We start from the raw sequence: 26,660 nt of genomic DNA on the forward strand, positions 1-26,660 counted from the left end.
GCGCAGAGCACACCGCCAGCGTGAGCGAGTTCAGAGCACTGGTTGATCAGCGAAGCACTCAGAGCGTGTCCATGTGAGAATGGCATCGGGTGCTCCCCGCAGCGAAATAAAGGAGGAGCGAAGCGGGGGACATTCGCGGAGGGGAGCACCCGGTGTCAGTCGCACGCGCCCCGAATGACCCCGCCCCGAACCCGACCCCGACCCCGTCACTCGAACTGGTAGTTAGCCCCAACGGACTGCCCGACCTTGAGCATGTATTCCACGCCCTGAATGACGATGCAGTTCATGCCAAAGGTAATGCCGCCATCGACTCGCGCATCCGCGCGGTAAGTGCGCAGCGTGTCGTTCACCTCAGGGCTGCTGACCGCCGTAGCCGGGTCGATATCAGGAATCGGGCAGCGCGTACAAGGCTTGACAGGGCGCAACTCCGCCTCGCCTTCGCCCGTGGTCACGTGCAGCGCGTCGACCCGGTCCTCGTCGTGTGACTCGATGCCCGCCAGCACGATGTTGGGACGAAACCGCTCGATGCCCACCGCACCATGGCCCTGCGCCGCGAGCCGTTCGTTCAGTTCGGCCAGCGAACCTTCGCTCGCCACCAGCAGCGCGTAGCCGTCGGCGAACTGGGTCTGCGCTTCGACGCCGTTCGTCCACTTCAGGCTCGACAGCCGCTTCTGCTCCGGGTCGAAACGCACCAGGCGCAAGGCCTGCGGCTTGCCCGGCTCGGAAAGGAAATCGCTGAACCACTGGGCGGCGATGTCGCCCATGTCGTAGGCGGCCACTTCGTCTTTCCACACCCGCACGCGCACCGGCTTCTCGACACGGTCGAACGCCAGGTGCAACGCCAGCATGCCGGGGGCGCGCAGCACCACTTCCATGTGCTTCATCTGCGGCTTGATCAGCGCCATGCGCGGCAACTGGCGCTGGGTGACGAATTCGCCCTCGGCGTCGACCACCATCCAGGCGCGGTCGAATTCGAGCCCGGTCTCGGTCAGCAGCACTTCGGGAAGCTCCACGCCGGCACACGACTTGACCGGGTAGATGAACAGGCGCGCGATGGTGGCTTCGAGGTCGAAAGCGGGCTGGGACACAGTGGGGTTCCTTGGAAATCGGCTGCGATTGTCCTGCATCGCACCGGCCGGAAGACCTTCGTGCACCGGGGGACAGGCGCCGCTCGCTCCCGGGCAGGCAACTCCTACAATTGTGAAATGGCCCTCCCCCCAGAAGTTTGCATTCGCGGCGCCGGCATCGTCGGCCGTACGCTGGCCCTGCTGCTCGCGCGCGAGCGTGCGCGCGTCGCGCTGGTGGTGCCGCCGGCCACGCAGGGCAAGGAAGACATCCGGGCCTATGCGCTCAACACCGCTTCCCGCACGCTGCTCGAATCGCTGCGCGCCTGGCCCGATGCGGCCCATGCCACGGCGGTGCGCGAAATGCTGGTGCACGGCGACGAAGGCGGCCGCGTGCAGTTCCGCGCCGCGCGCCAGAAGGTCGATGCGCTGGCCTGGATCGTCGACGTGCCCGCGCTCGAACAGCAACTGGCCGACGCGGTGCGCTTCCAGCCCCAGATCGAGGTCGTGGCCGAGCCCGTTCCCGCGCCGCTGACCGTGGTGTGCGAAGGCAAGGCCAGCGCCACGCGCGATGCGCTCGGCGTGAGCTACGAGGTCACGCGCTATCCGCAGCATGCGGTGGCCGCCCGCCTCGACGCCGACCAGTCGCACGACGGCATCGCCCGCCAGTGGTTCAACGACAAGGGCGAAGTGCTCGCGCTGCTGCCGCTCGGCGGCACGCACGGCAAGTCGCTCGCGCTGGTGTGGTCGGTTGACCAGTTGCGCGCGCCGGCCCTGCTGGCGCAAGGCGACGAAGAATTCAACGCCGCCGTGAGCGAAGCCAGCCATGGCGCGCTCGGCGCGCTGCGCCTGACGAGCGATCGCGCGGCCTGGCCGCTGCAACGCGCCATTGCCGACCGCTGGACCGGCGTGATGCCCGGGCAGCCGACGCGCGCATGGGCGCTGGCCGGCGACGCCGCGCACACGGTGCACCCGCTCGCGGGCCAGGGCCTGAACCTCGGCCTGGCCGATGCGGCGGTGCTGGCCGAGGTGATCCGCAACCGCGACTACTGGCGCAGCGTGGGCGACGCCCGCCTGCTGCGCCGCTACGAACGCACCCGCCGCGCCGATGTGCTGCAGATGAGCCTGGCAACCGACGGATTGCAGCAACTTTTCTCGCACAACGTGGGTCCACTCCCTGCATTGCGCAACTGGGGCATGCGCGGTTTCGACCGCACGCGCCTCGTGAAGCACTGGATCGCCGCCCAGGCCATGGGCCTGAAGGCCTGACGCCACGCAACCGAACACACCCGAACCCGAACGGATCTCCCGATGACTCTAGCCCGCAACCTTCTTCTCGCCGCCTGCACGCTGGGCGCGGTCGTGACCGCAACCGCCGGCGAAGCCGAGATCCGCAAGAACCTGCCCGCGCGCATTCCGCAGTTCCCGGCCATCGACGAAGTGTCGAAGTCGCCGGTACCCGGCCTCTTCGAGGTGCGCGTGAACGGCTCGCAGATCTTCTACACCGACGAACAGGGCAACTACCTGATCCAGGGCAACCTGATCGACGTGAAGACCCGCAAGAACCTGACCGAGGAACGCGTCGAGAAACTCAGCGCCATCGCCTTCGACCAGCTGCCGCTGAAAGACGCATTCAAGATCGTGCGCGGCAACGGCAAGCGCAAGCTCGCGGTGTTCGAAGACCCGAACTGCGGCTACTGCAAGCGCTTCGAGAAAGACATGAAGTCGGTCGACAACGTGACCGTGTACCTGTTCCTGTACCCGGTGCTCGGACCCGATTCGTCGGTCAAGTCGCGTGACATCTGGTGCAGCAAGGACAAGGGCAAGGCCTGGAGCGACTGGATGGAAGCCAACACCAAGCCCGCCACCGCGTCCAGCAGCTGCGACGTGACCGCACTGCAGCGCAACGTCGAGTTCGGCCGCAAGTACAACATCACCGGCACGCCCACGCTGATCTTCAGCGACGGCACGCGCACGCCGGGCGCCATCCCCGCCGAGCAGGTCGAGAAGCAACTCGCCGCCTCGTCCAGCTGATGGCGACGAAGGCCACCACCACACGGCGCGCAGCCACTGCCCCACGCACAGCGCCTGCCGCGGGCGTGCGCTACCGCGTCGAATGCGCGGACCTGCATGCGCACCTGTTCGCCGTCACGCTGACCATCGACGCGCCCGCCGCGCAGCAGCGCGTGACGCTGCCGGTGTGGATTCCGGGCAGCTACCTGGTGCGCGAATTCGCCAAGAACCTGCAGGGCCTGCGCGCCACGCAGGGCCGCCGCAAGACGGTGCTGACGCAGCTCGACAAGTGCAGCTGGCTGGTCGAATGCGCGCCGGGCCAGCCGCTGGTGCTGCAGTACCAGGTCTGCGCGTACGACAACTCGGTGCGCACCGCCTGGCTAGATGCCGAACGCGGCTTCTTCAACGGCACCAGCGTGTGCCTGCGGGTCGAAGGCCAGACCGATGCGCCGCACGCCATCGACATCGTCGCGCCGGCCAGCACGGCCGACGACGGCGCGCGCTGGTCGTGCGCCACCGCCCTCGTTCCCATCAAGACCGACAAGCACGGATTCGGCAGCTACCAGGCCGCCGGCTACGACGAGCTGGCCGACAGCCCTGTCGAGATGGGCGCCTTCTGGAGCGCCGAGTTCGACGCCTGCGGCGTGCCCCACCGCTTCGTGATCGCGGGCGCCGCGGCCTCGTTCGACGGCGAGCGCCTGGTGGCCGACACCAAGGCCATCTGCGAAGCCGAGATGCGCTTCTGGCACGGCGACAAGGCCGGCAAGCGTGGCGGCCCGAAGCTGCCGATCGACCGCTACGTCTTCATGCTGAACGCGGTCGACGACGGCTACGGCGGGCTCGAGCACCGGCATTCCACCGCGCTGATCTGCAACCGCCGCGACCTGCCGCAGCGCGGCGAAAAGAAAAAGCAGCCCGAGGGCTACACCACGCTGATGGGCCTCATCAGCCACGAGTACTTCCACACCTGGAACGTCAAGCGCATGCGGCCGGCGGAGTTTGCCCGCTACGACTACAGCCGCGAGAACTACACGCAGCTGCTGTGGTTCTTCGAGGGCTTCACCAGCTACTACGACGACCTGCTGCTGCGCCGCGCCGGCCGCATCGACGATGCGGCCTACCTGCGCCTGCTGAACAAGACCATCAACCAGGTGATGCAGACGCCGGGCCGCCTCGTGCAGCCTGTGGCCGACGCGAGCTTCGATGCCTGGGTCAAGTACTACCGCCAGGACGAGCAGACGCCCAACAGCACCGTCAGCTACTACACCAAGGGCGCGCTGGTGGCGCTGTGCTTCGACCTCACGCTGCGCCACGAGGGCAAGGGCACGCTCGACGACGTGATGCGCCACCTGTGGACGCACAGCGGCGGCGGGCCGATCAGCGAAGCCGACATTGCCGCGGCACTCGAAGCCGTGAGCGGCCGGTCGTATGCGGCGGAGCTCGCGCGCTGGGTGCACTCGACCGAAGAGCTGCCGCTGGCGCAACTGCTGCGCGCGCACGGCGTCGCCACGCTGGAAGACCCTTCGCAGCAAGCGCAGGTGCTCGGGCTGCGCGTGGCCGAGGCCAACGGCAGCGTGCAGGTCAAGGTGGTGCTGCGCGGCGGCGCGGCCGAGAAGGCCGGCTTTTCCGCGAACGACGAATGGCTCGGCATCGAACTGCCGGCCGTCGGCAAGAAGGGACAGCAGCGGTCCGCTCAAGCCTGGCGCATTGCCAAGCTCGACGACCTGGCGTTGTACCTGGGCGATGCGACGAAGTTCACCGCCATCGTGGCGCGCGACCGCAAGCTGTTGAAGCTGCCGCTGGCGCTGCCAACGGGCGTGACCACCTGGCGGCTGTTCGCACACGACGCCACGAAGGTGGCCAGTTGGCTCGCGCCAACGGCGCAGCGCTGAACAGCGCCTGGGTGAGCTAGCTGAGGTGCTCCGCCGTGGCGGGGTGCCGCACGAACAGCATCGGCTGCGGCTCGCCCACCAGCACGCATGGCTTGCCGGTGCGCCGGCAATGGTCCTGCACACGCCAATAGGCGCCGTGGCTCACGCAGCCGGTCTGGCAGATCACCAGGTCGGCGGCGCGCAGGCCGGCTTCGAGCGCGGGGTCGTCGGCATCGTCGCCGCCGTCGTGGTGCAGATAGCGCCCACCGGCAATTTCGACCAGCTGCCGCGCCAGCGACGGCGCCTCTTCTTCGCGGCCCACGCACAGCACGGCTTTTTCGCGCAGGTCGGCGGACGCCTTTTGTTCCGGCGGCTTGCCCGCAACATGGCGGCGGCTGCCCGGCGCCAGCAGTGCGTGCAGGCGCTTCGGCACCGCGCCACCCGCGGCGGCACGGGCCGCCAGCTCTTCGCGCACGATGGCAATGGCCGAATCGCGCGCGACCAGCGCGCCACGCAGGCGCACGATCTGTGCCTCGAGCCTTTCGACGAGCGCGGCCTGCTCGACCAGCAGGCGCGAGCAGCGCTCCTGCACCCGGGCATAGGCCCGCAGCAACACGGCATGTTCTTGCATCGGGTACTCCATGGCGGGCATTCTAGTTGAGAATAATTCTCAACTGAAACCCATCATTCGGGCTTCTTCAGTGGGCAACCGATTTGGAAAACACGTTCACCACGACCACGCCCGCGATGATCAATCCAAGCCCCAGGATGGCCGGCCCGTCGAGCTTCTGGCCGAACCACAGCCAGCTGACGAGAGAGATCAGCACGATGCCCACGCCCGACCAGATGGCGTAGGCGATGCCCGTCGGAATGGTCCGCAGCGTCAGCGACAGGAAGAAAAAAGCGACCGCATAGCCGGCCACCGACGCCACGCTGGGCCACAGCCTCGTGAAGCCCTCGGACCCCTTGAGAAAACTGGTGGCGATCACCTCGGCAACGATGGCGACGAACAGGAAGGCGTAGTTGGATGTCATTGCCGCGCACTCTAGGGGCACTTGCCAGTGCGCGCTATGCGAGCGAAAGGAGCCCCCGTGCCGCCCGAAGGACATCGCCCCCGAATTTGACGCCCTCCCCGACCTGTGAGCCCGAACGGCAAGCCGGCGCCATGCTGGGTATAGTGAAGCGCGTTTTTTCCCTTCCCCCGGAGACACCATGAGCTACGAAAACATCGAAGTGCGGACCGAAGCAGGCAAGGTCGGCATCATCACCCTCAACCGCCCGAAGGCGCTCAATGCGTTGAACGACGCACTGATGACCGAACTGGGCCAGGCCCTGAAGGCATTCGACGCCGACGATGCCATCGGCTGCATCATCCTCACGGGCAGCGAACGCGCTTTCGCGGCCGGTGCCGACATCGCCGCGATGGCCAAGTACAGCTTCATCGACACCTACAAGGGCGACTACATCACGCGCAACTGGGAAACCATCCGCTCGATCCGCAAGCCGGTGATCGCGGCCGTGAGCGGCTTTGCACTGGGCGGCGGCTGCGAGCTGGCGATGATGTGCGACTTCATCATCGCGGCCGACAACGCGAAGTTCGGCCAGCCCGAAATCAAGATCGGCGTGATCCCCGGCGCCGGCGGCACGCAGCGCCTGCCGCGCGCGGTGGGCAAGAGCAAGGCGATGGACATGGCGCTCACGGCCCGCATGATGGACGCCGCAGAAGCAGAACGCGCGGGCCTCGTGAGCCGGGTCGTGCCATTCGAAAAGCTGGCGGACGAAGCACTGGGCGCAGCGCTGATCATCGCGGGCTACTCGCAGATCGCAGTGATGGCGGCCAAGGAATCGGTGAACCGCGCGTTCGAAAGCGGCCTGAGCGACGGCGTGATGTTCGAGCGCCGGCTGTTCCACGCGCTGTTCGCCACGGTGGACCAGAAGGAAGGCATGGACGCCTTCCTCAACAAGCGCCAGCCGGATTTCAAGAACGCCTGATTGGGTTGGCGCGGTGCAGTGCAGTGCGGTGCGCTGCGCCGCGGCTGACGCTGTCGCCGCTACCTCGCTGTCGGTGTTCAGCGCGTCAGCAATGAACGCAGCGCCGCGAGTGCCTGGGCCGGCGGCGTGCCGACCATCGCGGTGCCGCCGGGCTGCGGCGTCCAGCGCACCTGGTCGCCGGCAATCTCCAGCACGGCGATGAGCGCTTCGCCCCTGTAGAGCGCAAGGCGCGCCTCTACCGGCACGGCCAGCGGCTGGTCCATGGACGTGGCCGAGCGGGCCACGGTGCCCACGAGTGCCGCCAATCCTTCGATGTCGCCACGCGCATGGCGCACGCCGAGACCGGAGCGCGTGAGGTCCAACGAAGTCCACCGGTCGAGTGCAGCGAAGGCAGCCGTGCCCGGCACCGGCGGCTTCGAGGCCTTGGCAACGGCACGCGGTGCCGCCTGGCGCAGTGCACCGGATGCTTCCGCATTGGCCTGGTCTGTATTGGCCTGGCCAGCGAGCGATGAGCTGCTGCTGTTCTCTTGTATTTCCTTGCGCGCGAACGCCGAACGCGGCGGCGCTGCAAGCTCCAGCGATGGCGGCGGGCTCCGCTCAAGCGCTATGGCGGGTGGCGCAGCGGCCGGTGCTGCAGGAGCTGCGGGAGCTGCAGGCGCCACGGGGGCTGGGGCTGCCATCGGGGCAGCCGGGGCTCCCGCGCTGTAGGCGCGACGCCGCTCGATGTTCACGTCGTTTTCGCGCCGATCCTCGCGTGCCGCGGTAGGTGCCTCGGCCACGATGGCTGGTGGCGTCGCGGGCGCGATCGGTGCGGGTGCGGGTGCGGGTGCGGGTGCGGGTGCGGGTGCGGGTGCGGGTACAGGTGCAGGCGGCGCAGGCGCAGCCAGCACAGGTGCCGGTGCCGCTGCTTGCGCCGGTGCCTCCACCTTCTTCTGATCGTTCTCGGGCGCACGGGGCGCCTGCTTGGCGGATGCCTGCGGTGCCGCGGCAGGTTTGCGGGCCGCATCCACCGTGCTAGCTTCGACCGACTCCTTGGAACGCGAGCTGCGCGGCGCCTCGTCGCGCGCCGAGGCAGCAGCGGGCGCTTGTTGGTCAGCGACCGCAGGCGCAAGCGCAGGTGCCGGCTCCGGCGCCGCCGCAACCGCCGGCGGACTGGCCTGCGACGCAGCCTCCGCGGGTGGCTGAACCGGCGCTGGTGCCGGTGCATGTGCAGGCGCCGCCGCTCCCCCGACGCGCGCCTCGCCATCGAGTTGCGCATCGGGAATCGGCTCGCGATGCCACAGCACGGTCACGAAGGTCGCCACGAGCACGGTCGCAAAGGCCGCGTTCCAGGGCATGCGCGAGCCCGGCTCGCCGCCACCGAACAGGAGGCGGCGCCACCAAGGCGCGGCATTCGCGCTGTTGGCGGCGGCGCCCGCCGCGGACACGGGCGTCGCGGCCAGGTTGTGCGCCATCTTGCGGATGGCGTCGCGCGTGCGGGGATCGGGCGTGGCCTCGCTGTCGGGCGCGTGGGCCAGCGCGCGGCGCAGCAGCGGATCGCGCAGATCGCCGTCACCGGTGCCGTCGCCGTTGATATCGATGGGGGTGCCATTGCCGCCGTTGCTGCTGCTCATGCGCGTTGCTCCAGCACCGACAGGTAGCGTTCCATGCAGCCGCGCAGTTTCTGCAGGCCGTATCGAAGACGGCTCTTCACCGTCTCGAAGCCGATCTCCAGGCTTGCGGCCAGCGCCTCGACGGTCAGTCCGTCTTCGTGATGCAGCAAGAAGGCGGCACGCTGGTCCGCCGGCAGTTCGTCGAGGCAGGCCAGCAGGCGGCGGCCAGCGGCGCGCCAGAACGCCAGCTCTTCGGCCGACGGGTGCGCCGCCGCATCGACGGCGCCGCGCACGCCGCGGTCGAGCGCGGGCACGGGGTCGCTGTCGTCGTCCGCGCCGTGCGCATCGAGCGCCACTTCGCGCCCGCTCACGCGCAGGCGGTCCATGGCCAGGTTGTGGGCAATGGTGAATGCCCAGGTGCGCCAGGTGGCGCCCTGCGGCGAAAAGCTTTCGCGCGCCGAGATGATGCGCACCCAGGTGTCCTGGAACACCTCGTCCGCCTGGGCCGCGAGCCGCGCGCCCAGCAAACGCTTGACGAAGCGGAACAGCCCGCCCTCGTGGCGCGCATAGAGCACGTCGAACGCGGCGGCATCGCCGTGCGCGTAGGCCAGCATCAACTGGTCGTCGGGCATGGCTTCGCGCTCGGGGGCGTTCTTGGCGGAAGGGGCGCGGGGAAGCGCGGACATCGAAGGATTTTCACCTGAGCTTGTACGGACGGCGGAGGGCATCGGGGTTGGCATCGGCAAAAAAAGTGGCGCGGGCTAACCCCGTGGCCGCTGGCCGGCCGTATCAGCCTGCATCCAACCACCCGGAGTTCGTTCATGAACCAGCCCTTCGCCCCCCGGTTTCACCGCCCGCTCGTCGCGCTGCTTTGCGCCCAACTGATGCTCACGGCCTGCGGTGCCACCGAGCCCCTGGCCGTCAGCCAGGGTGGCAGCGGCACCGCGCGCTGGCCGACGCCGGCGCCCGTTGCCGTGTCACCGGCGGTGCAGCAAACCATGCCGAATTTCGAGGCGCCGTCCGCCACGCATTGCGCGCGGCCGGTCCAGACCCACGAGACGCCCGGCATGGGACAGGCCCGGCTTGAAAGCAGAAGGGCCACGCTCGCCGACGCGTCGCGTGACGAGGCGCCCCGGGCCGACGCCTTGCGCAAGCCAGCGCCTTCCACAGCCGCTGGCCGTGCGAAGGCCTACGGCGCCGCGGCCAGCGAGCTGGCGGCCCCGTCTTCGCCGGCCCTTGCCCTTGCTGTGCCCTCGGCCCCTGCAGTTGCCGCTCCCATTGCGGAAGCCGCTCCCCCACCCATGGCCTTGCCGGCCCCGACGGCCCCGCGCGTCAGCAACAGCGCACCCGTGCAGGCCGCACGCCCCGCCAACGAGCCGGTCACCGCCGGCATGGTCGACGACAACGCCGACTTCAGCGAATACCTGGCCTTCCGCGGCCGCACCCAGGTCGTCCACCGCGAGCGCGACATCGGCCAGCGCCACCTGCTGCAGGTGCGCGATGCGCGCGGCGCCGTCGTGCCCGATGCCGAAGTCGCCGTGCAGGCCCCGAACGGCGCCGCCATGTGGGCCCGCACCGACGCGGGCGGCCGCGCCTGGCTGCATCCGAATGCCTTCGACAACGCCGGGCGCAGCCAGGTGTACGAGGTCACCGTGCGCAAGAACGGCCGCCAGAGCACCGCCTTCCTGCAGCGCGGCCAGAAGAACGCGGTCGACGTGGTGCTCGACAAACCGGGCGCGGCGCCGGCGCGCGCACAGCTCGACCTGGTTTTCCTGATCGACGCCACCGGCTCCATGGACGATGAAATCGCCAGGCTCAAGGCCACGCTGCGCACCATCGCCGACCAGGTCGCGCGCCTGCCGAGCCGCCCCGACACCTGCTTCGGCCTGGTGGCGTACCGCGACCGCAGCGACGACTTCATCGTGCGCCGCCACGACTTCACCAACGACCTGAACGCCTTCCAGGGCGTGCTCGATGCCTTGCGGGCCGCGGGCGGCGGCGACTACCCCGAGGCCATGAACGAGGCGCTGAACGAAACCGTCCACAAGCTGAGCTGGCGCGGCACCGGCACCACGCGCCTGGTGGTGCTGCTGGCCGATGCGCCGCCGCACCTGGACTACGGCGGCCCGCAGTACGACGACGACATGGTCGCGGCGCTGGGCAAGGGCATCAAGGTTTTCAGCGTCGGCGCCTCGGGGCTCGACAAGCAGGGCGAATACATCCAGCGCCAGATCGCGCAGTACACCGGCGGGCGCTTCGTGTTCCTGACCTACAAGGAGGCGGCGAACCCCGCGAGCGGCCCGGGAACGCAGACCGTGCACGACGTCGGCAACTACTCGGTGCAGACGCTGGACAAGCTGATCGTGCGGCTGGTGACGGAAGAATTGAGGAAGTTGCCGGCCGGGAGTTGAACTCGGCCCAAAGCCTGGGCTATAATTTTGGGCTCAGTGCAAAACCGCAGAAATTCTGCAAAACTTGGTACTGAAACGGCTCTTTAGCTCAGTCGGTTAGAGCGATGGAATCATAATCCACAGGTCCGCGGTTCGAATCCGTGAAGAGCCACCAAAATCAAAAAGCCTTGCAAGTCAACGACTTGCAAGGCTTTTTTCTTTGCATGCCTGGAAAGCAACCGCAGCCCAGGGCTGCGGTTTGCAGGAACGCTCAGAAGTTCTTCAGCGTATCCAACTGCACCTGCGTCAGGCCCCGCTGGTAGACGAAGTTGGTCTTGAAGTTGTTGGCGATGTCCGCGGCCAGCGTGTCGATCTCGGTCGCCCGCGCCGTGATGTCGGTTGCGGCACGCCCGGTGTCCGTGCCATTCATCAACAGGAAATTGATCAGCGTGACGCTGCCCCCCGCCGGCACCGAGATGTTGAACTTGAACACCATCAAGTCACTGCCGTCGCTGGTGTGCAATGCCGTGGCGGATTGGTAGGTCACGGCGTCCGCTGCTCCGAACACGAAACCGATATCGCGATCGCCAGTGTCCCCATCCCAGCTGGTCAAAGCCTTCTGGGTTGCGCCGGGCGTGGGATAGATGATGCCCCTGCTGTCCGATCCCAGGTTGGAGTCGTAAGTCACCTCGGCCTGGATGGCTGCGGCGCTCGGGTTGTGGAAGACGTCGGTGAATCGCCCCCACAGCAGATTGGGCTGCGTATAGAAGCTTCGCTGCACCTCGAGGCCGTTCAAGGTGCGCACGCCGGAGCGCAGGTTCTGCGAAACCTTGGTGGACGGCACATGCCAGCCCGTGCCCTGGGATTCGAAACCGCCGTTGACGACAAACTCATGGCTGGAAGCGTCCGTCACCGAAACGTCGTCGATGACCCCGAAACCAGCCGAGAGCCGCTGCTCGAACGACAGCACCACCGTCTGCCCAACGAACGGGGTGAGCAAAGCCGTGCCCCAAGTCCCCGTTTCGCCGCCCGGGTCCGCCCTGTAGAGCGTGGACTGCACCACTCCAGCAGCGTCGCGCACGACAACCTGCCTGAACTCCGTAGGGTCCTTCAAGTTACCCTCCTTGGCGTTGAGGAAGTCGGGAAGGCCATTGCCGCTCCAGGACAACGAAACGCCCCCGGCGGCAGCGCCAAGGTTCAAGGTTTGCTGCAAGCGCACTTCCGTACCCGGGTGCAGGAACGCATACCCACCCGTCCCCCCGAAGGCGGGATCCGAAGCGAAAGAAACCTGGAGTTCGCCGTCCGCCACGCCCATCTCCGGGCCCAGCGCTGTCAGCTCCGAATACAGCTGGTCTGAAGGAAATGAATCGGGGCTCGCGCCGACGCTCACCGAGAGAGCCAAGGCAGTGTCGACCTGATCGTTGCCACCGTCTTGCAGGGAGAAATCATTGTTCAGGTCCCAGATGTTGGCCTGCCCGGGTGCCTGCGAACCATCGCCGTCCGTGGCCGCAATGGTCTGCAGGAACGCAACCCCCGCGGGAAGTGTCGTCGGCGTTGCCAGTTCGGGGCCTGCCACGGGCGGTGGCGGCGGCGGAGGTGGTGGGGGATCCGATGGCGGCGGCGCAGCGGGAGGAAGTGCCGCGACGGGAGGAAATGCAAATCCGCCTCCGCCGCCACCACCGCCACATCCGGCCAACACGGCCGCGCCAACCATCGTGAGAGAAAACCTTCTGCGGTCCATCAATTGCTCCTGGGTAGTAAATGCCTGGGCTCGGGACGCAGTTAGGAATGCAACAAAAAATGCATATATGTAACAAAACACCCGAGAAACGAGCGATTTGACATTTTTTGTAAACGCTCAGATATCCCCTGAACAAGTGATAAATGAGCCGATTTGCGCGCAATGCGCGCGGGCATGCAGCGCCGCCGGTCGGCGCGGCCATCGCCTCGTTGCGAGGCGATGAATGAACGAATGACGCCTGTTGTGGCCGGTTCAGCAACCGGGCATCGACGCCACGCGGGCGCCGGCCAGGGTCAATCCCAGGTCCGGCTGTTCCCCCGCTGGAATTGCCGCCGGTACGCCGAAGGCGTGGCCCCCACGATCTGCCCGAAGCGGCGCGCGAACTGTGTCGGCTCGCCGAAGCCGGTGCTCTCGCCGATCTCCGCCGCCGAGGCGCCGGTGAAAACCAGCAGCGTCTTGGCGCGCTCGATCCGGCGCTCGGTCACCAGCTCAAGAAAGGTCTTGCCCGTTTCGCTCTTCAGCAGATGGGCCAGGTGCGTTGCCGACACATGGCTCGCCAGCGCCGCGTCGCCCAGGGTCAGTTCCTGCGCGAGGTTGCGGCTGATGTAGCGGATGCAGCGCAGCACGGCCGGCCGGTACGACTGCAGGGCCAGCCCCTGCGCCTCGCAGTTGCGAAATTCCTCGCCGTAGCGTCGCCACACCATGCCGATCAAGTGAAGCAGATGGCTGCGAATCAGCAGGTGGCTGGCGGTGTCTTCGTCGGGCGGCCGCTGTGCTTCCTGCGCCATGCGTTCGCACAGGTCCTGCAGCTGTTGGGTCTCTCTTTCGTCGAAGCGAAAGTCCAGGCAATGCTGGAAGCGGAAGGGTGCGAGCTCGGGCGCGCGCGACAGCGGAACCTCCGACAGCTCGAACACATCGAGCTCCAGCGACGGCAGCAGATAGTCCTTGCTGATGTTGATCACGTGGAACACGCCGTCGGCCGCGTTCGGGATGTAGTGCACCAGGAACGGCAGCACGAAGCTCACGGTGCCGGCGCCGATGGCGCGCTGGCTGCCGCCGATGTAGTGCGTGGTCTCGCCCCGCGTGTTGACGTAGATCTGGAAGTACTCGTGCCGGTGCGGCACGGGGTTGGGCAGGCAGTTGCTCTGGTCGTGAATACCGAAATAGGCACGCTGTGCCCGCGCCGCCATCGTGTAGTTGCTGATGGCGGCACGCGCCGCACCGGCGCGGGGCGGCTTGAATTCGATCGAGGAAGACGTGGGTTGCATGAAAGGGCCGGTCGCAAGATCGCAAGGATTGCATATCTTTGCGCAAGCCTGTGCGTTGAGGCCGGGGGGCCCCGTTCCTAGACTCTAGCCACTCCTTTCCAAACCATCCAGAGAGACAAACCCATGTCCCCCCAGCCGACGGCCGACCTCGCGCACACGACCGCTCCCCATACCCCCGCCGACACCCTGCAGGTCCAGCCCATCTCCATCGACATCGTGGGCAGCGACAAGCGCTTTCCGGTGCGCCGCGTCTACTGCGTGGGCCGCAACTACCTGGCCCACATCCGCGAGATGAAGGAAGGCGACGAGCGCGATCCGCCGTTCTTCTTCCAGAAGCCCTCCGACTCGGTGGTGACCGACGGGCGCGTGCCCTACCCCACGCTGACGGACGACTTCCAGTTCGAATTCGAACTCGTGGTGGCCATCGGCAGCGACGCGTCGAACGTGTCGCCCGACAAGGCGCTGGACCACGTGTTCGGCTACGCTGCGGGCCTCGACATGACGCGGCGCGACCGCCAGCGCGAATGCAACAAGCGCGGCCTGCCATGGGAACAGGGCAAGTCGTTCGACCACTCGGCGCCCTGCGGCCCGATCCATCCCGTGGCGAAGGTCGGGCACATCCGCTCGGGAACGCTCAACCTCTCGGTGAACGGCGCGGTGCGGCAAGACTCGGTGCTCGAGAAGATGATCTGGAACGTCCATGAAATCGTCAGCGAGTTGTCCAAGCAATACCGCCTGCTGCCCGGCGACCTGATCTTCACCGGCACGCCGGAAGGGGTCGGCCCGGTGCAGCGCGGCGACAAGCTCACCGGCCGCATCGACGGACTCGCGCCCCTGCAGGTCGAAATCGTCTGAGCCCGGCGCCGCATCGCACCGAACTGAATACGGAGACACCATGAAACCACTCGAACGCATCTCGTACTCGTCCATCGCGGACCGTCCCGCACTCAAACTGCCCGGCGGCAAGCGGCTGGCCGTCTGGGTCATCGTCAACGTCGAGGAATGGAACATCGACGAGACCATGCCGCGCACGGTGCTGACGCCACCGGCCGGCGGCTCGCCGATGCCCGACATCCCGAACTGGGCCTGGCACGAGTACGGCAACCGCGTCGGCTTCTGGCGCATGCTGGAAGTGATCGACGCGCTGGGCATCAGCGCCACGCTCGCCATCAACGGCTCGGCCATCGGCGCCTACGAGCCCATCGCCAAGGCCGCGAAGGAACGCCAGTGGGAGTTCATCGGCCACGGCTTCGGGCAGCGCAACATGCAGAAGGTGCCCGACGAGGTCGAGGACATCGCCAAGACCACCGAAGCCATTCGCGCCTACACCGGCAAGCGCCCGCGCGGCTGGCTCGGCCCGGGGCTCACCGAGACCTGGCACACGCCCGACATCCTGGCCGAGCAAGGCTACGAGTACGTGTGCGACTGGGTGCTCGACGACCAGCCCGTGCGCCTGAAAACGCGCGACGGCGGCGCGATCGTCAACGTGCCCTACACGCAGGAATGCAACGACGTGGCGATGATGCTCATCCAGCACCACAAGGCCAGCGAGTACCGCGACCGCGCCATCGACCAGTTCGAGCAGCTCTATTCGGACGCGAAAGATTCGGCCCGCGTCATGGCGCTGGTGGTACACCCGTACATCATGGGCGCACCGCACCGCCTGCGCTATTTCCGCGAGGCGCTGGCGCACATCAAGACGCATGACGACGTCGCCTTCATGACCGGCGAGCAGATCCTCGACTGGTACGGCACCGCAACCACCACTGCGTGACCTGTCGCCGGCGCACCACCGGCGCCCCAAGGCAACGAACGAACGAACAACAAACAGATTTCTCGCTCGACGAGAAGGAGACAACACGTGCATTCCCCAACCTCGGTCATTTCCCCGGCGGCCGGTGACGCGCGCCGCGAGGCGCCCATCACCGCGCTGGAAATCGGCATGTTCCTGGTGCTGCTCGCCTCGTACGCGCTCAACGCGATGGACCGGCAGATCTTTCCGCTCATCGCCGCGGACGTGCGAAAGGAGTTCGGCTTCAGCCTGGCCGACACCGGCCTGCTGTCGACCATCTTCACGCTGGGCATGGCCGTGGCCGGCGTTCCCACGGGCTACCTGCTGGCGCGGCTGTCGCGCAAGACGGTGCTGCAGATCGGCATCGCGATCTTCTCGCTGGGCACGCTGCTGGCGGCCTACTCGCATGGCTTCGCCGACATGATCGTCTACCGCGCCGTGACCGGCATCGGCGAAGCGATGCAGTTGACGGTGGTCATTGCCATTGCCGCGAGCTACTTTGCGCGCTACCGCGCCACCGCGGTGGGCGCCATCAACTTCTCTTTCGGCATCGGCGCGATCCTGGGACCGCTGCTCGGCGGCCACCTGATCGGCGTCGAGCGCGACTGGCGCCTGCCGCTCATCGTGTTCGGCCTCGCGGGCTTCGCGGCCATGGCGCTCATTGCGCTCACCGTGAGCAAGCGCATGACCGAGAACGTGGCCGCCACCGGCGGGCGCAGCGACCAGCGCGGCGCCACCACCCTGTGGAACCGCAACACGGCGTTGCTGACCGGCATGAGCGTCATCGGCGGGCTCTGCATCTACGGCTACCTGGGCATGTACCCGACCTTCCTGCGCGAGCACCTGCACTACACGCCGTCGGACACCGGCCGCGTGATGAGCATCTTCGGCTTCGGCGTGTTCGCGTCGATCTTCGGCGGCTGGCTGGGCGACCGCTTCCACCCCAAGCTCGTGCTCTCGGCAAGCTTCGTGGGCACCGGCCTGCTGGGCTTCCTGATGTTCTCGGGCCCCACCGACATGCTGATGCAATCGGTGCTGTCCTTCGCCTGGGGCTTCGTGGTGAGCGGCGTGCTGTATGTGAACCTGGCCGGCTATCACATCAAGTCGGTGCATGCCTCGCTCACGAGCCGCGCCACCGGCGTGTTCGTGACCACGCTGTACGGCGCGGGCGCCATCGCGGGCTTCGTCATCGGCGGCATCGCCTCGCGCTTCGGCTGGAGCACGGCCGGGCTCGCGCAGATCACATTGCTGGCGGCCGTGGGCGTGGTGCTCACCATGCTGCTGCGCACCGATCGCATGTCGCTGCCGGCACGCAAGCCGTGATGCTGCTCGACTGGGCGCTGCTCGGCGGCGCCGCGGCACTGGCCGGTGCGCTCAACGCGGTGGCGGGCGGTGGCAGTTTTCTCACGCTGCCGGCACTGGCGATGGTCGGCGTGCCGCTGGTGTCGGCCAACGCCACCGGCACGGCCGCGCTGCTGCCGGGCTACCTGGCCGGCGCCTGGGCGTTGCGCAAGGAACTGTCGGGCCCGATGTCTCCATCTCTCATGCGGCTGGGCGTGCTGTCGGTGCTCGGCGGCGCGGCCGGAGCGGCGCTGCTGCTGTCGACCTCGAACCATGCCTTTGCCCGCATCGTGCCGTGGCTGCTGCTGGCCGCGACGCTGCTCTTCGCGATCGGTCCCGGCCTGGTGCGCCGCAGGCTCGCCACCGCAGGCAACAGCAACAGCAACGGCAAACCGCGCGGCCGATGGGTCGCCGACCTGGGCATCGTCGCGGTCGCCGTCTATGGCGGCTACTTCAACGGTGGCCTGGGCATCCTGCTGCTCGCCGTGCTCGGCGCGCTGGGCCACACCGACATGGGTCGCATGAACGGCATCAAGAACTTCGTCTCCGCGATCCTCACGCTGATCGCCGTGGGCATCTACGCGGCCAGCGGCGCGATCGTCTGGACGCACGCGCTGTGGATGGCGCTCTTTGCCACGCTGGGTGGCTATGCCGGCGGCATGGCGGCGCGGCGGCTGAAGCCCGACGTGGTGCGCGGCTTCGTCGTGCTGACGGGGCTGGCGATGACCGCGGCCTTTCTCGTCAAGGCGTACTGAACGGGCTTTCGCTTTCTCTTCTTTCTTCCGTCATTTCAATCACTGGGTCGAAAACATGAAAACAACCAAGAGAGACTTCACCCGCTTCGTGGGCGCCCTGATGGTCGCCGCCACCGGTGCCCCGGCGCTCGTCGGCGCGGCGTCGGTTTCAGCCCGCACGGCCCGCTCGCCAGCATCGCCCGCAGCGCCCCGCATCCGCCGCGGCAGCTACCTGGTGCGCAACGGCGCGGTCATCACCGTGGACCGCGCGAAGGGCGTGCTGCCGCGCGCCGATGTGCTGGTTCGCGATGGCGTGATCGAGAAGATCGGGCGGGGCCTCCGCGCACCGGCCGGCACGGAGATCATCGATGCGACCGACATGATCGTCATGCCGGGCTTCGTCAATTCCCACTATCACATGTGGAGCGCCATCGGCCGCAGCTTCACCGCAAGCGAGGGCGGCTTTTCGTACTACCCCGCCAAGAACGCGACCTCGACCCTGTACACGCCCGACGACTTCTACAACAGCGTGCTGCTGGGCTGCGCCGAGCTGGCCAACGGCGGCACCACCACCGTGCACAACTGGTCGCACAACACGCGCTCGCCGGCCCACGCCGATGCCGAGCTGCGTGCGCACCGGCAGTCGCTGCTGCGCGCCCGCTATGCCTACGGCCACGTCGACAAGATGCCCGCCGACGAAATCAACCGCTACGACGACCTGGCGCGCGTGCGGCGCGAATGGTTCGGCGAGCGCTCGCCTTTCGACGGGCTGGTGCACCTGGGGCTGAACCTGCGCGGCCCGCAGCAGAGCACCGATGCCGTGTTCCACGAAGAGATGAAGTTCGCCAAGGCCAGCGGGCTGCCCATGGCCATCCACGCACCGCAGGAGGCGCCCAACAACGTCGATGCCGTCGACTACGAGCGGCGCGGCTACCTGGGCCCCGATTTCATGATCGCCCACTACGTGCCCGCCAGCACGGCCGACCTGGCGGCCATGGCGCGCACGAAAACGCCGCTGACCTTTGCCACGCACTCCGAGCTGCGGCTCAGCGGCACCGGCGATGCGCGCGCCGCGCTCCTCGCGATGCGCAACGCGGGCCTGGCCATTTCGCTGTCGAGCGATGCGACCTCCATCGCGCCGCCGGACATGTTCGAGGCGATGCGCTTCACCTGGAACCTGGGCGTGCCGTGGGCCGGCACGCCGAGCGAACGGTCGAAGGCCGTCGGCGTGCCCGAGGTGATCGAGATGGCGACCCTCAACGGCGCCATCGCCATGGGGCTGGGCGACGTCACCGGCTCCATCACCGAAGGCAAGCGCGCCGACATCATCCTGGTGCGCACGCAGGACCTGAACATGGGACCGATAGGCAACGTGGAAACGGCGATCGTGCAGAGCGGCAGTGCCGCCAACGTCGACACCGTGATGGTCGATGGCCGCATCGTGAAGCGCAACGGGCGGCTGCTGGCCTACGACACGCAGGGCATCATGCGCCGCGCGCGGCAATCGGCGGACCGCATTCGCGCCGCGGCGGGCGCGACCTTGAAGCTCTGAAGTCCCGAGGCCCCGCAGTCCCGCAGTCCGAAGGGCTTTCCCCGAAGCACCTACGGAACATGCGGCACGCGCGGGTGGCCGATAATCCGCGCCGATGCGCTCCCTTCGCCACGCCCCGCACCAACGGCCCGCCACCCGCGCGGGCATGCGGCGTCCGGGCACGGACCTGGTCCGCTGGGTGCTGCTGTGGTTCACGCTGTCGATCGGCGCGGCCGTGGCTTCGCCGGTGGTGCATCCGCAGGCCATGGAATTGGTCTGCTCGAGCATCGGCTCGGTCAAGGTCATCGTGCACACCGACGATGGTGCGCAAGAGCTGGGCGCGGGCCACATGGACTGCCCGCTGTGCGTGCTGTCCGGCGCGCCGCCCGCCGCACCGGTGGTGTCGCTTCCCGTGTTCATGCCGCCGGCCCATGCGCCGCGGCCGCTTCAGTCGGTGCACATCGCCGCGATGGCCACTGCGCCGATGCCGGCGCGCGGGCCTCCTGCTTTCTCCTGACTCCTTTTCAGTTCTTCATCAGCGCGTGATGCCGCCGCTCGGGCGGATGCCGCATCGCACGTTCCTGCAATGAGTCGGCGCCCCCGTGGGCGCTGGAGAGAGCTTTCATGAACAAGACCCTTCCGTCGCACGCAACGCGCGCGGCATCTCCCATTCCCGGCGCGCCTTCATCACGCCGCCGCGCGCTGCTGCTGGCCGGCGGCGGGCTGGCCGCGCTGTCGCTTGCCTCCCTTGCCGGCTGCGACAAGGTGCTGCCCGCCAGCTTCAACGGCGTCGACATCACCGGCGCCAAGTACGCGCAGGACTTTCGCCTGACCGATCCCGATGGCCGCGAGCGCACGCTGGCCGACTTCAAGGGCAAGGCCGTGATGATGTTCTTCGGCTTCACGCAGTGCCCCGACGTGTGCCCCACCGCGCTGGTGCGCGCCGCGGAAATCCGCCGCATGCTGGGCACCGATGGCCAGCGCTTGCAGGTGATCTTCGTGACCGTCGATCCCGAGCGCGATACACCCGTGGTGCTCAAGGCCTACACGCAGGCCTTCGATGCGAGCTTCATCGGGCTGTATGGCGACCTGCAGAAAACCGCCGAGACCGCCAAGGACTTCAAGGTCTTCTACAAGAAGGTGCCCACAGGCTCGTCGTACACCATGGACCACTCGGCCTTCAGCTACGTGTTCGACCCCGAGGGAAAGATACGGCTGGTGCTGCGCCACGAGCAAGGCGCGGAAGAATGCGCGCAAGACCTGCGGCAGATCTTGAAGACATCCGCCTGAGCTTCCACCCGATCCGTTCATCCCTCCATTCACGCACTCATCGATCACTCATCGATCACTCCAAGGAGATTCTTCTCATGACCCCCATCGCACGCATCCTCGCCCTCTCCGCCGCCTCGTTCCTGGTGGCCAGCGCGCACGCCCAAGTCACCGTCAAGGAAGCCTGGGTGCGCGCCACCGTGCCGCAGCAGAAGGCCACCGGCGCGTTCATGCAACTGAGCGCCGCCAAGGACACGAAGCTGGTGTCGGCCAGCTCACCCGTCACGCCCGTCGTCGAAGTGCATGAAATGGCGATGCAGGACAACGTGATGCGCATGCGGCAGATTCCGGCGCTCGACGTGCCCGCCGGCAAGACCGTCGAACTCAAGCCCGGTGGCTACCACGTGATGCTGCTCGACCTGAAGCAGCAGGTGAAGGAAGGCGACACCGTGCCGCTGACACTGGTGTTCGAAGCCAAGGACGGCAAGCGCGAAACGGTCGAAGTGAAGGCGCCCGTGCGCGCGCTGAATGCATCGGCGAAGCCGGCCGCGGGGCATGGCGACCACAAGCATTGAGCCGGCACGCGGCTGACGGCGGGCGGTAGCGCGATCCCGAAAAAAAATACCACCGAATACCCTGTTTCGGGGATGGCGCACCACCGCCCGGCTCCACAAGAATCATCCGAGGAAAACAACTTTTAACAATTCCTACGTGCTTCGGTGATTGCCCTTCGCGGGTCGATATGCCAGCGCGTGCGGGTTGTTCAGAAAAGGTGGCGGCGTTCCTGCGGTGCCCTCGCTTCAGCGAGGTGGCGCGGCACAGGAACGACGTCGGCAGCAGTGGGCGGGAGGGGCGCAGACAGGGGATCTTCGGTGCCGCTTACTTACCTTCTTCAACTGGAGCACGCTCGCTTGCCGATGCACGTGACGGACGCGCACGATGTCCGGCGCGTCTCGGTCCTGAAAGCCACCAGCCTCATCGAGGCGTCCATCGACCCGGCGTTCGATCCGGGCGGCAACTACAGGCTGGCGCAGGCCGCGCTGGTGGTCTGCATCACCGACGAGGGGTATGCCGAGATCGCCCGCATGCGAGGCCACGGCGACGAAACACCGTCGAAGCCACCGAAGCCCGCGAAGAAGAAAAGCCTCGAGCCCATGGCCTACCTGCACCGCATCGAACACTCGCCGTTTCCGCTGCGCGTGGAAGAGCCCGAAGAAATCAACTGCATCGAGGCGCTGAAGCAGGCCGGCTTTGTCGATGCATCGATCAGCCCCGCGCTGAACTGGAAAGACGGCAGCGCCCCGCGCGAGCTGGCCATCGTGCGGCGCATCACGCCGTTCGGGCGGGCGGCGCTGGTGCGGGGCAAGTGGCCACCACCGGCGGCCGCCACGCGATGACCCCTGCGGTTCGGGCCCGCACCTCGGGCGACGCGAGACAGGTGGCCACAGCCTCGTAGCCCGGCGCGCCGGGGTACGGCGCAACCTGCGTCGGCGGACTGTGGTTCGCGGGACAAAGAACGATGGCTTCGTCCGCGCCGACGGCCGCCAGGTCGAGGATGGCGCAGGAACGCGTGAGCATGAAGATCGGGCGCGCGCCCGGTCCACGGCCACGCAGCCACGCCATCAACGCCTCCTGCGTGGCCTGCGCCAGGCCCTGTTCGATCATGTCCACGACAAAGGCCGCTGGGCCTTCCGCTTCCAGCGCGGCAAGCAACGCGACCAGGGCATCCGATGGCACGGCACCGTCTTCGACAAGCCAGGCCATGGCCTCATCGACCCGCGCTCTCAACAACGGATCGTTGTCCAGCTTCGACCGCGCGGCGGCACCGCCATCTTCCAGCCTTTCGAGCCCCAGCCACGCGGCATGGGGCAGCGCTTCGGCAAGGCGTTGCGCCAGCCGCGTCTTGCCACTGCCGAGCGGGCCGACGATGTAGTTCAGGGACCGCATGCCACGCCACTCGAAGCGCTCGCCACCCCAAGGCCACGGCAGATCGAATGCGGCACTGACCGTTGAAGAAACGGGCGCCAGCAAACCGGCCAACTCCGTGAGCGTCGGCGTGCGGCCTTGCGCCACATCGCTTCGCAGGTCGCGAACTTTTTGGGCGGTGTGCGCGAGCTGGCGAAGCTGCGCTTCAAGTGCTTTCTGATGCACCGCCAGCGTTTGCTCCAGGCCTTGGGCATCGCCCTTCAACACGCGCCCCACTTGCGCAAGGCTGAAGCCCAAGGCGCGCAGGCCGACGATTTCCGAGGCACGCGCCATCTCGTCGGGACCATAGGCGCGCCACCCGGCCGATGTTCGAACGGGCTCCAGCAAACCACGCTGTTCGTAGAGCCGCAACGCCTTGGCCGACACGCCGAGTCGGCGCGCCGCTTCGGACGGATTCAGGTACGGGGCTGAAGATCGCATGGATGATTCCTTTGGTTCGATCTTCCATTTTTAGAGGGTGCCCCTGGGGCCGGGTCAAGCGCCGGGCCGCAACAAAAATCCGCCCATCCCCTATCACGCTTTTCTGAATACCTTCGCGCCCGGCAACCCTCTTTTTTCCCCAGCCGAAGGCGCTGCTTATTCAACAGGCAACGTGGTGGGAAGCCCCGTCAATCCTCGCTTCGCCGCCTCGCCTCCCCCGACAACCCACAGAGTTGTCCACAGAAAAATCGAACAAGTCATCAAACTGACTTTGCCGCGACATATCCCTTGAACATTTCGCGCAGCCTGGTCTTGAGCAGCTTGCCGGTGGCTGTATGCGGCAGGCTGTCGACGAAGGCCACGTCGTCCGGCAGCCACCACTTTGCAACGCGCGTCGAAAGGAAAGTGAGCAGTTCCTCGCCCGTGACCTCCGCACCCGCGCGCTTCACCACGATGAGCAGTGGGCGCTCTTGCCACTTCGGGTGCGCGATGCCGATGACGGCCGCCTCGGCCACGGCCGGATGCCCGCTCACCGCGTTCTCCAGGTCGATGGAAGAAATCCATTCGCCGCCCGACTTGATAACGTCTTTTGCGCGGTCGACCAGTTGCACATAACCGTCTTCGTCGATGTTGGCCACGTCGCCCGTCGGAAAGAAACCTTCGGCGTCGAGCACCGAGCCGCCTTCGCCCTTGAAGTAACCGCTCGCAATCCACGGACCGCGCACGTGCAGGTGGCCGAAGGCCTTGCCGTCGTGCGGCAGGCGCTGGCCATCTTCGCCGACGACCTTCAGCTCCACGCCCCACACGCCGCGGCCCTGCCGCATCTTCACGCGCATCTGCTCTTCCTTGGGCATCGACAGGTGCTTGGGCAGCAGGTTGCCGATCACGCCGATGGGGCTGGTCTCGGTCATGCCCCAGCCCTGCACGAAGTCGGCGCCGAAGTCGCGCTCGAAGCGTTCGATCATGGCGCGCGGCGTGGCGGCACCGCCCACGCCGATGCGCTTCAGGCCCAGGGCACGCGTGTCGATTTCGGGGTGCGCGTCGAAGTACTGGAAAAGCATCAGCCAGATGGTGGGCACGGCCTGCGAGAAGCCGACCTTTTCGTCGCGCATCAACTCGTACAGGCTCTGGCCGTCCATGTGCGGGCCGGGCATGACCAGCTTCATGCCGGTCATGGCCGCCGCGTAAGGCATGCCCCAGGCATTGGCATGGAACATCGGCACGGCGAGCAGCAGCGTCATCTGCGAATTCACGCCGAAGGTGTCAGGCGCGCATTCCATCAGCGAATGCAGCACCGTGGAGCGGTGCGAATACAGCACGCCCTTCGGGTTGCCGGTGGTGCCGGATGTGTAGCAAAGCGACGAGGCGGTGCGCTCGTCGAACTCGGGCCAGGTGTAGTCCTCGCTCTGCGCGCCGATCAGCTCGTCGTAGCACAGCAGGTTGGGCACGTCGATGGCGGGCATGTGCGCGCGGTCGGTCATGGCAATGAAGGCACGCACCGACTTCAGGCCGGGCGCCAGCTTCTCGACCAGCGGCGCGAAGTTGGCGTCGAAGAACAGCACCTTGTCTTCGGCGTGGTTGACGATGTAGTCGATCTGCTCGGGAAAGAGCCGCGGGTTCACCGTGTGCAGCACCGCGCCCGCGCCCGACACGCCGAAGTACAGCGCCAGGTGGCGGTAGGTGTTCCATGCCAGCGTGCCGACGCGGTCGCCGGACTCGATGCCCAGCGCCTTCATTGCATTCGCCACCTGCTTCGAACGGCGCTGCAGTTCCGCGTAGTTGGTGCGATGCACCGGCCCCTCCACGGTGCGCCCGACGATCTCCGCGTGCGGATGGAAAGTGGCTGCGTGGTCGATCAGCGACGAGATCAGCAGCGGGCGGTCTTGCATCAGTCCGAGCATGTGTGTGTCTCCTGGGCGTGGGAAATCGCAGCAGATGGTAGGCAGGCCGCCTGCCACGCCCCATCGTCGGAACGGACGATTGAGAACACCCGAGGGTTGCCCCTAACATGGCCCCGCCGTGCCGCGCGAGCCCCTGCGCGGGCACATCACAAGGACTCTTTTTTCATGAACGTTCAGGACGCCGTGGCCACCCGCCGCTCGGTGCGCGATTTTCTAGACACGCCGGTGAATGGCGACGTCATTCGCCGCGTGCTCGCGCAGGCCTTGCGCGCGCCTTCGGGCGGCAACCTGCAGCCCTGGCACCTGCACGTGGTGGGCGGAGACAAGCTCGCACAGCTCAAGGCCATCATGCGCACCCGCGTGCAGGAAGCGCCCACCGGCGAAGGCAGCGAATACGACATCTACCCGCGCGAACTGGTGGCGCCCTACCGCGACCGCCGCTTCGCAGTCGGCGAAGCGATGTACGCGCGCCTGGGCATTCCGCGTGAAGACAAGGCGGCACGGCGCGAATGGTTTGCGCGCAACTACCAGTTCTTCGGTGCGCCGCTCGCGCTGTTCTGCAGCGTCGACCGCCGCATGGGCCCACCGCAGTGGTCCGACCTGGGAATGATGTTGCAGAACGTGATGCTGCTGCTGCGCGCCGAAGGGCTCGACAGCTGCCCGCAGGAGTGCTGGGCCATCTACCCGCGCACCATCGGCCAGTTCATTTCGCTGCCACCCGAACGCATGCTGTTCACCGGCATGGCCATCGGCCACGCCGACCGCAGCAGGCCGCTGGATGCGCTGGTGACCGAGCGCGCGGGGCTGCACGAAGTGGCGGAGTTCACCGGCATCTGAAAGGCCCGGAACGAAACCTGCTTGGCGATGGGAAACCACGAGGCTTGCTCTCACCATGCTCATCGCGCAGATTTCCGATCCCCATGTACGGCCCGCCGGGCAGCTCTACCAGGGCGTTGTCGACTCGAACCGCATGTTCGAAGAAGCCATCGCGCACCTGCATGGGCTGGACCGCCGTCCCGACCTGGTGCTGCTGACAGGCGACCTCGTTGACGAAGGCCGGCCGGACGAATACGCCGAAGTGCGTACGCGGCTCGCGAAGCTCGACATTCCGTACCTCGTCATTGCCGGCAACCATGACGAGCGCGAGAACTTTCGCGCGGCCTTCGCCGACCATGCCTACCTGCCGCGCACCGGCGCATTGCACTACTGCGTCGACGAGCACCCGGTGCGCATCGTCGCGCTGGACTCGTGCATTCCCGGGCTCCACCATGGCGGTGTCGATGCGGAAGGCCTCGCATGGCTGCAACGCACGCTGCAGGCCGATCGCAAGAAGCCGACGCTGCTGATGCTGCACCACCCACCGTTCATGAGCGGCATTCCCTACATGGACGCATACCGCTACATGGACACCGCGCCGCTCGAAGCCATCGTGCGCGGGGCCGGCAACGTGGAGCGCGTGCTGTGCGGGCACGTGCACCGCACGATGCTGCGGCGCTGGGCCGGCACCGTCGTGTGTTCGTGCCCGAGCAGCACGACGGAAATCGCGCTGCAGCTGAAGGCCGATGCGGCACCCGCCTCGTACCTGGGCCGGCCGGGCTGCATGCTGCACCTGTGGGACGAAGCGCACGGCATGGTGAGCCATGTGAGCCATATCGGCGCGATGGCGGGGCCTTATCCGTTTGCTTGACGTGCGGCAATGGCCCGCCGGCAGCAGAATGCGACTGGAACCCCCGCCACCATTCCCCGCCACCCCAT

The 26,660-nt window shown here is 67.2% G+C and carries 25 protein-coding genes and 1 tRNA gene; 17 read left to right on the plus strand and 9 right to left on the minus strand.

Annotation, left to right across the window (positions count from 1 at the left end; translation table 11 throughout):
- Positions 1-206: 206 nt before the first annotated feature.
- Positions 207-1,088, minus strand: coding sequence for an MOSC domain-containing protein (locus tag DBV14_RS13225; protein ID WP_124459638.1), 882 nt, complete (start codon positions 1,086-1,088; stop codon positions 207-209).
- 117 nt (positions 1,089-1,205) lie between these two features.
- On the opposite strand from DBV14_RS13225, the gene DBV14_RS13230 reads away from it, so the two are divergent.
- Genes DBV14_RS13230 through DBV14_RS13240 form a run of 3 tightly spaced genes read left to right on the plus strand, consistent with a single transcriptional unit; the run spans position 1,206 to position 4,969 of the window.
- Positions 1,206-2,333 (plus strand): FAD-dependent monooxygenase, encoded by a 1,128-nt coding sequence (locus DBV14_RS13230; RefSeq protein WP_124459639.1) that lies wholly within the window; start codon positions 1,206-1,208, stop codon positions 2,331-2,333.
- A gap of 42 nt (positions 2,334-2,375) precedes the next feature.
- Positions 2,376-3,098 (plus strand): DsbC family protein, encoded by a 723-nt coding sequence (locus DBV14_RS13235; protein WP_124459640.1) that lies wholly within the window; start codon positions 2,376-2,378, stop codon positions 3,096-3,098.
- Positions 3,098-4,969 (plus strand): M61 family metallopeptidase, encoded by a 1,872-nt coding sequence (locus DBV14_RS13240; RefSeq protein ID WP_124459641.1) that lies wholly within the window; start codon positions 3,098-3,100, stop codon positions 4,967-4,969. The genes DBV14_RS13235 and DBV14_RS13240 overlap by 1 nt, the downstream gene beginning before the upstream one ends.
- A gap of 16 nt (positions 4,970-4,985) precedes the next feature.
- On the opposite strand, the gene DBV14_RS13245 is transcribed toward DBV14_RS13240, so the two are convergent.
- Together DBV14_RS13245 and DBV14_RS13250 are read right to left on the minus strand one after the other, a co-directional pair.
- The gene (locus DBV14_RS13245; RefSeq protein WP_124459642.1) at positions 4,986-5,579 is read right to left on the minus strand and encodes a DUF2325 domain-containing protein; all 594 of its coding nucleotides are present in this window, start codon (positions 5,577-5,579) and stop codon (positions 4,986-4,988) included.
- Positions 5,580-5,646: 67 nt separating this feature from the next.
- Entirely contained in the window at positions 5,647-5,982 is a 336-nt protein-coding gene (locus DBV14_RS13250; protein ID WP_124459643.1) for an SMR family transporter, read from the minus strand.
- 178 nt (positions 5,983-6,160) lie between these two features.
- Between DBV14_RS13250 and DBV14_RS13255 the strand changes: the two genes are divergently transcribed.
- The gene (locus DBV14_RS13255) at positions 6,161-6,940 is read left to right on the plus strand and encodes an enoyl-CoA hydratase (protein WP_093246663.1); all 780 of its coding nucleotides are present in this window, start codon (positions 6,161-6,163) and stop codon (positions 6,938-6,940) included.
- Between the two features lie 77 nt (positions 6,941-7,017).
- On the opposite strand, the gene DBV14_RS33420 is transcribed toward DBV14_RS13255, so the two are convergent.
- A complete protein-coding gene (locus tag DBV14_RS33420) occupies positions 7,018-8,553 on the minus strand; it encodes a hypothetical protein (RefSeq protein WP_260397015.1) in 1,536 nt (511 codons plus the stop codon).
- Positions 8,550-9,218 carry a sigma-70 family RNA polymerase sigma factor gene (locus DBV14_RS13265; protein ID WP_124459644.1) on the minus strand — a complete coding sequence of 223 codons (669 nt, stop codon included), beginning with the start codon at positions 9,216-9,218 and terminating at the stop codon, positions 8,550-8,552. Before DBV14_RS13265 ends, DBV14_RS33420 begins: the two co-directional genes overlap by 4 nt.
- A 135-nt stretch (positions 9,219-9,353) precedes the next feature.
- Between DBV14_RS13265 and DBV14_RS13270 the strand changes: the two genes are divergently transcribed.
- Positions 9,354-10,943, plus strand: a complete 1,590-nt coding sequence (locus DBV14_RS13270) for a VWA domain-containing protein (RefSeq protein WP_124459645.1) — start codon at positions 9,354-9,356, stop codon at positions 10,941-10,943.
- A 77-nt stretch (positions 10,944-11,020) separates the two neighbouring features.
- Positions 11,021-11,097: transfer RNA gene (locus DBV14_RS13275), tRNA-Met, on the plus strand.
- 96 nt (positions 11,098-11,193) lie between these two features.
- Here the strand turns inward: DBV14_RS13275 and DBV14_RS13280 are convergent.
- Entirely contained in the window at positions 11,194-12,498 is a 1,305-nt protein-coding gene (locus DBV14_RS13280) for a hypothetical protein (protein ID WP_185546008.1), read from the minus strand.
- A 458-nt stretch (positions 12,499-12,956) separates the two neighbouring features.
- Entirely contained in the window at positions 12,957-13,931 is a 975-nt protein-coding gene (locus DBV14_RS13285; protein WP_260397016.1) for an AraC family transcriptional regulator, read from the minus strand.
- Positions 13,932-14,054: 123 nt separating this feature from the next.
- On the opposite strand from DBV14_RS13285, the gene DBV14_RS13290 reads away from it, so the two are divergent.
- The 9 genes from DBV14_RS13290 (at position 14,055) to DBV14_RS13330 (ending at position 21,995) form a co-directional block, all read left to right on the plus strand.
- On the plus strand, positions 14,055-14,786 hold the full coding sequence (locus DBV14_RS13290; protein ID WP_124459647.1) for a fumarylacetoacetate hydrolase family protein: 732 nt from the start codon (positions 14,055-14,057) through the stop codon (positions 14,784-14,786).
- Between the two features lie 40 nt (positions 14,787-14,826).
- Positions 14,827-15,705, plus strand: a complete 879-nt coding sequence (locus DBV14_RS13295; protein ID WP_124459648.1) for a polysaccharide deacetylase family protein — start codon at positions 14,827-14,829, stop codon at positions 15,703-15,705.
- Between the two features lie 87 nt (positions 15,706-15,792).
- On the plus strand, positions 15,793-17,046 hold the full coding sequence (locus DBV14_RS13300; protein WP_124459649.1) for an MFS transporter: 1,254 nt from the start codon (positions 15,793-15,795) through the stop codon (positions 17,044-17,046).
- A gap of 2 nt (positions 17,047-17,048) precedes the next feature.
- Positions 17,049-17,819 (plus strand): sulfite exporter TauE/SafE family protein, encoded by a 771-nt coding sequence (locus DBV14_RS13305; protein WP_185546013.1) that lies wholly within the window; start codon positions 17,049-17,051, stop codon positions 17,817-17,819.
- A 55-nt stretch (positions 17,820-17,874) separates the two neighbouring features.
- Entirely contained in the window at positions 17,875-19,350 is a 1,476-nt protein-coding gene (locus DBV14_RS13310) for an amidohydrolase family protein (RefSeq protein WP_260397017.1), read from the plus strand.
- Positions 19,351-19,495: 145 nt separating this feature from the next.
- Positions 19,496-19,846, plus strand: coding sequence for a DUF2946 family protein (locus tag DBV14_RS13315; protein WP_124459719.1), 351 nt, complete (start codon positions 19,496-19,498; stop codon positions 19,844-19,846).
- 107 nt (positions 19,847-19,953) lie between these two features.
- The gene (locus DBV14_RS13320) at positions 19,954-20,619 is read left to right on the plus strand and encodes an SCO family protein (protein WP_124459651.1); all 666 of its coding nucleotides are present in this window, start codon (positions 19,954-19,956) and stop codon (positions 20,617-20,619) included.
- A gap of 77 nt (positions 20,620-20,696) precedes the next feature.
- Positions 20,697-21,173 (plus strand): copper chaperone PCu(A)C, encoded by a 477-nt coding sequence (locus DBV14_RS13325; protein ID WP_124459652.1) that lies wholly within the window; start codon positions 20,697-20,699, stop codon positions 21,171-21,173.
- 342 nt (positions 21,174-21,515) lie between these two features.
- Positions 21,516-21,995: a hypothetical protein gene (locus DBV14_RS13330; protein ID WP_124459653.1), complete on the plus strand. Its 480-nt coding sequence runs from the start codon at positions 21,516-21,518 to the stop codon at positions 21,993-21,995.
- Here the strand turns inward: DBV14_RS13330 and DBV14_RS13335 are convergent.
- Both DBV14_RS13335 and DBV14_RS13340 read right to left on the minus strand, forming a co-directional pair.
- Positions 21,928-23,004, minus strand: coding sequence for a MerR family transcriptional regulator (locus DBV14_RS13335; RefSeq protein WP_124459654.1), 1,077 nt, complete (start codon positions 23,002-23,004; stop codon positions 21,928-21,930). The two genes, DBV14_RS13330 and DBV14_RS13335, sit on opposite strands and share 68 nt — an antisense overlap.
- 260 nt (positions 23,005-23,264) lie before the next feature.
- Entirely contained in the window at positions 23,265-24,905 is a 1,641-nt protein-coding gene (locus DBV14_RS13340) for a 3-(methylthio)propionyl-CoA ligase (protein ID WP_124459655.1), read from the minus strand.
- A gap of 165 nt (positions 24,906-25,070) precedes the next feature.
- Between DBV14_RS13340 and DBV14_RS13345 the strand changes: the two genes are divergently transcribed.
- Together DBV14_RS13345 and DBV14_RS13350 are read left to right on the plus strand one after the other, a co-directional pair.
- Positions 25,071-25,742 (plus strand): nitroreductase, encoded by a 672-nt coding sequence (locus DBV14_RS13345; protein ID WP_124459656.1) that lies wholly within the window; start codon positions 25,071-25,073, stop codon positions 25,740-25,742.
- Between the two features lie 55 nt (positions 25,743-25,797).
- Positions 25,798-26,592, plus strand: a complete 795-nt coding sequence (locus DBV14_RS13350; RefSeq protein ID WP_124459657.1) for a phosphodiesterase — start codon at positions 25,798-25,800, stop codon at positions 26,590-26,592.
- Positions 26,593-26,660: the final 68 nt, after the last annotated feature.

The organism is Variovorax sp. KBW07, from assembly GCF_003852515.1.
Classification (GTDB): Bacteria; Pseudomonadota; Gammaproteobacteria; order Burkholderiales; family Burkholderiaceae_C; genus Variovorax.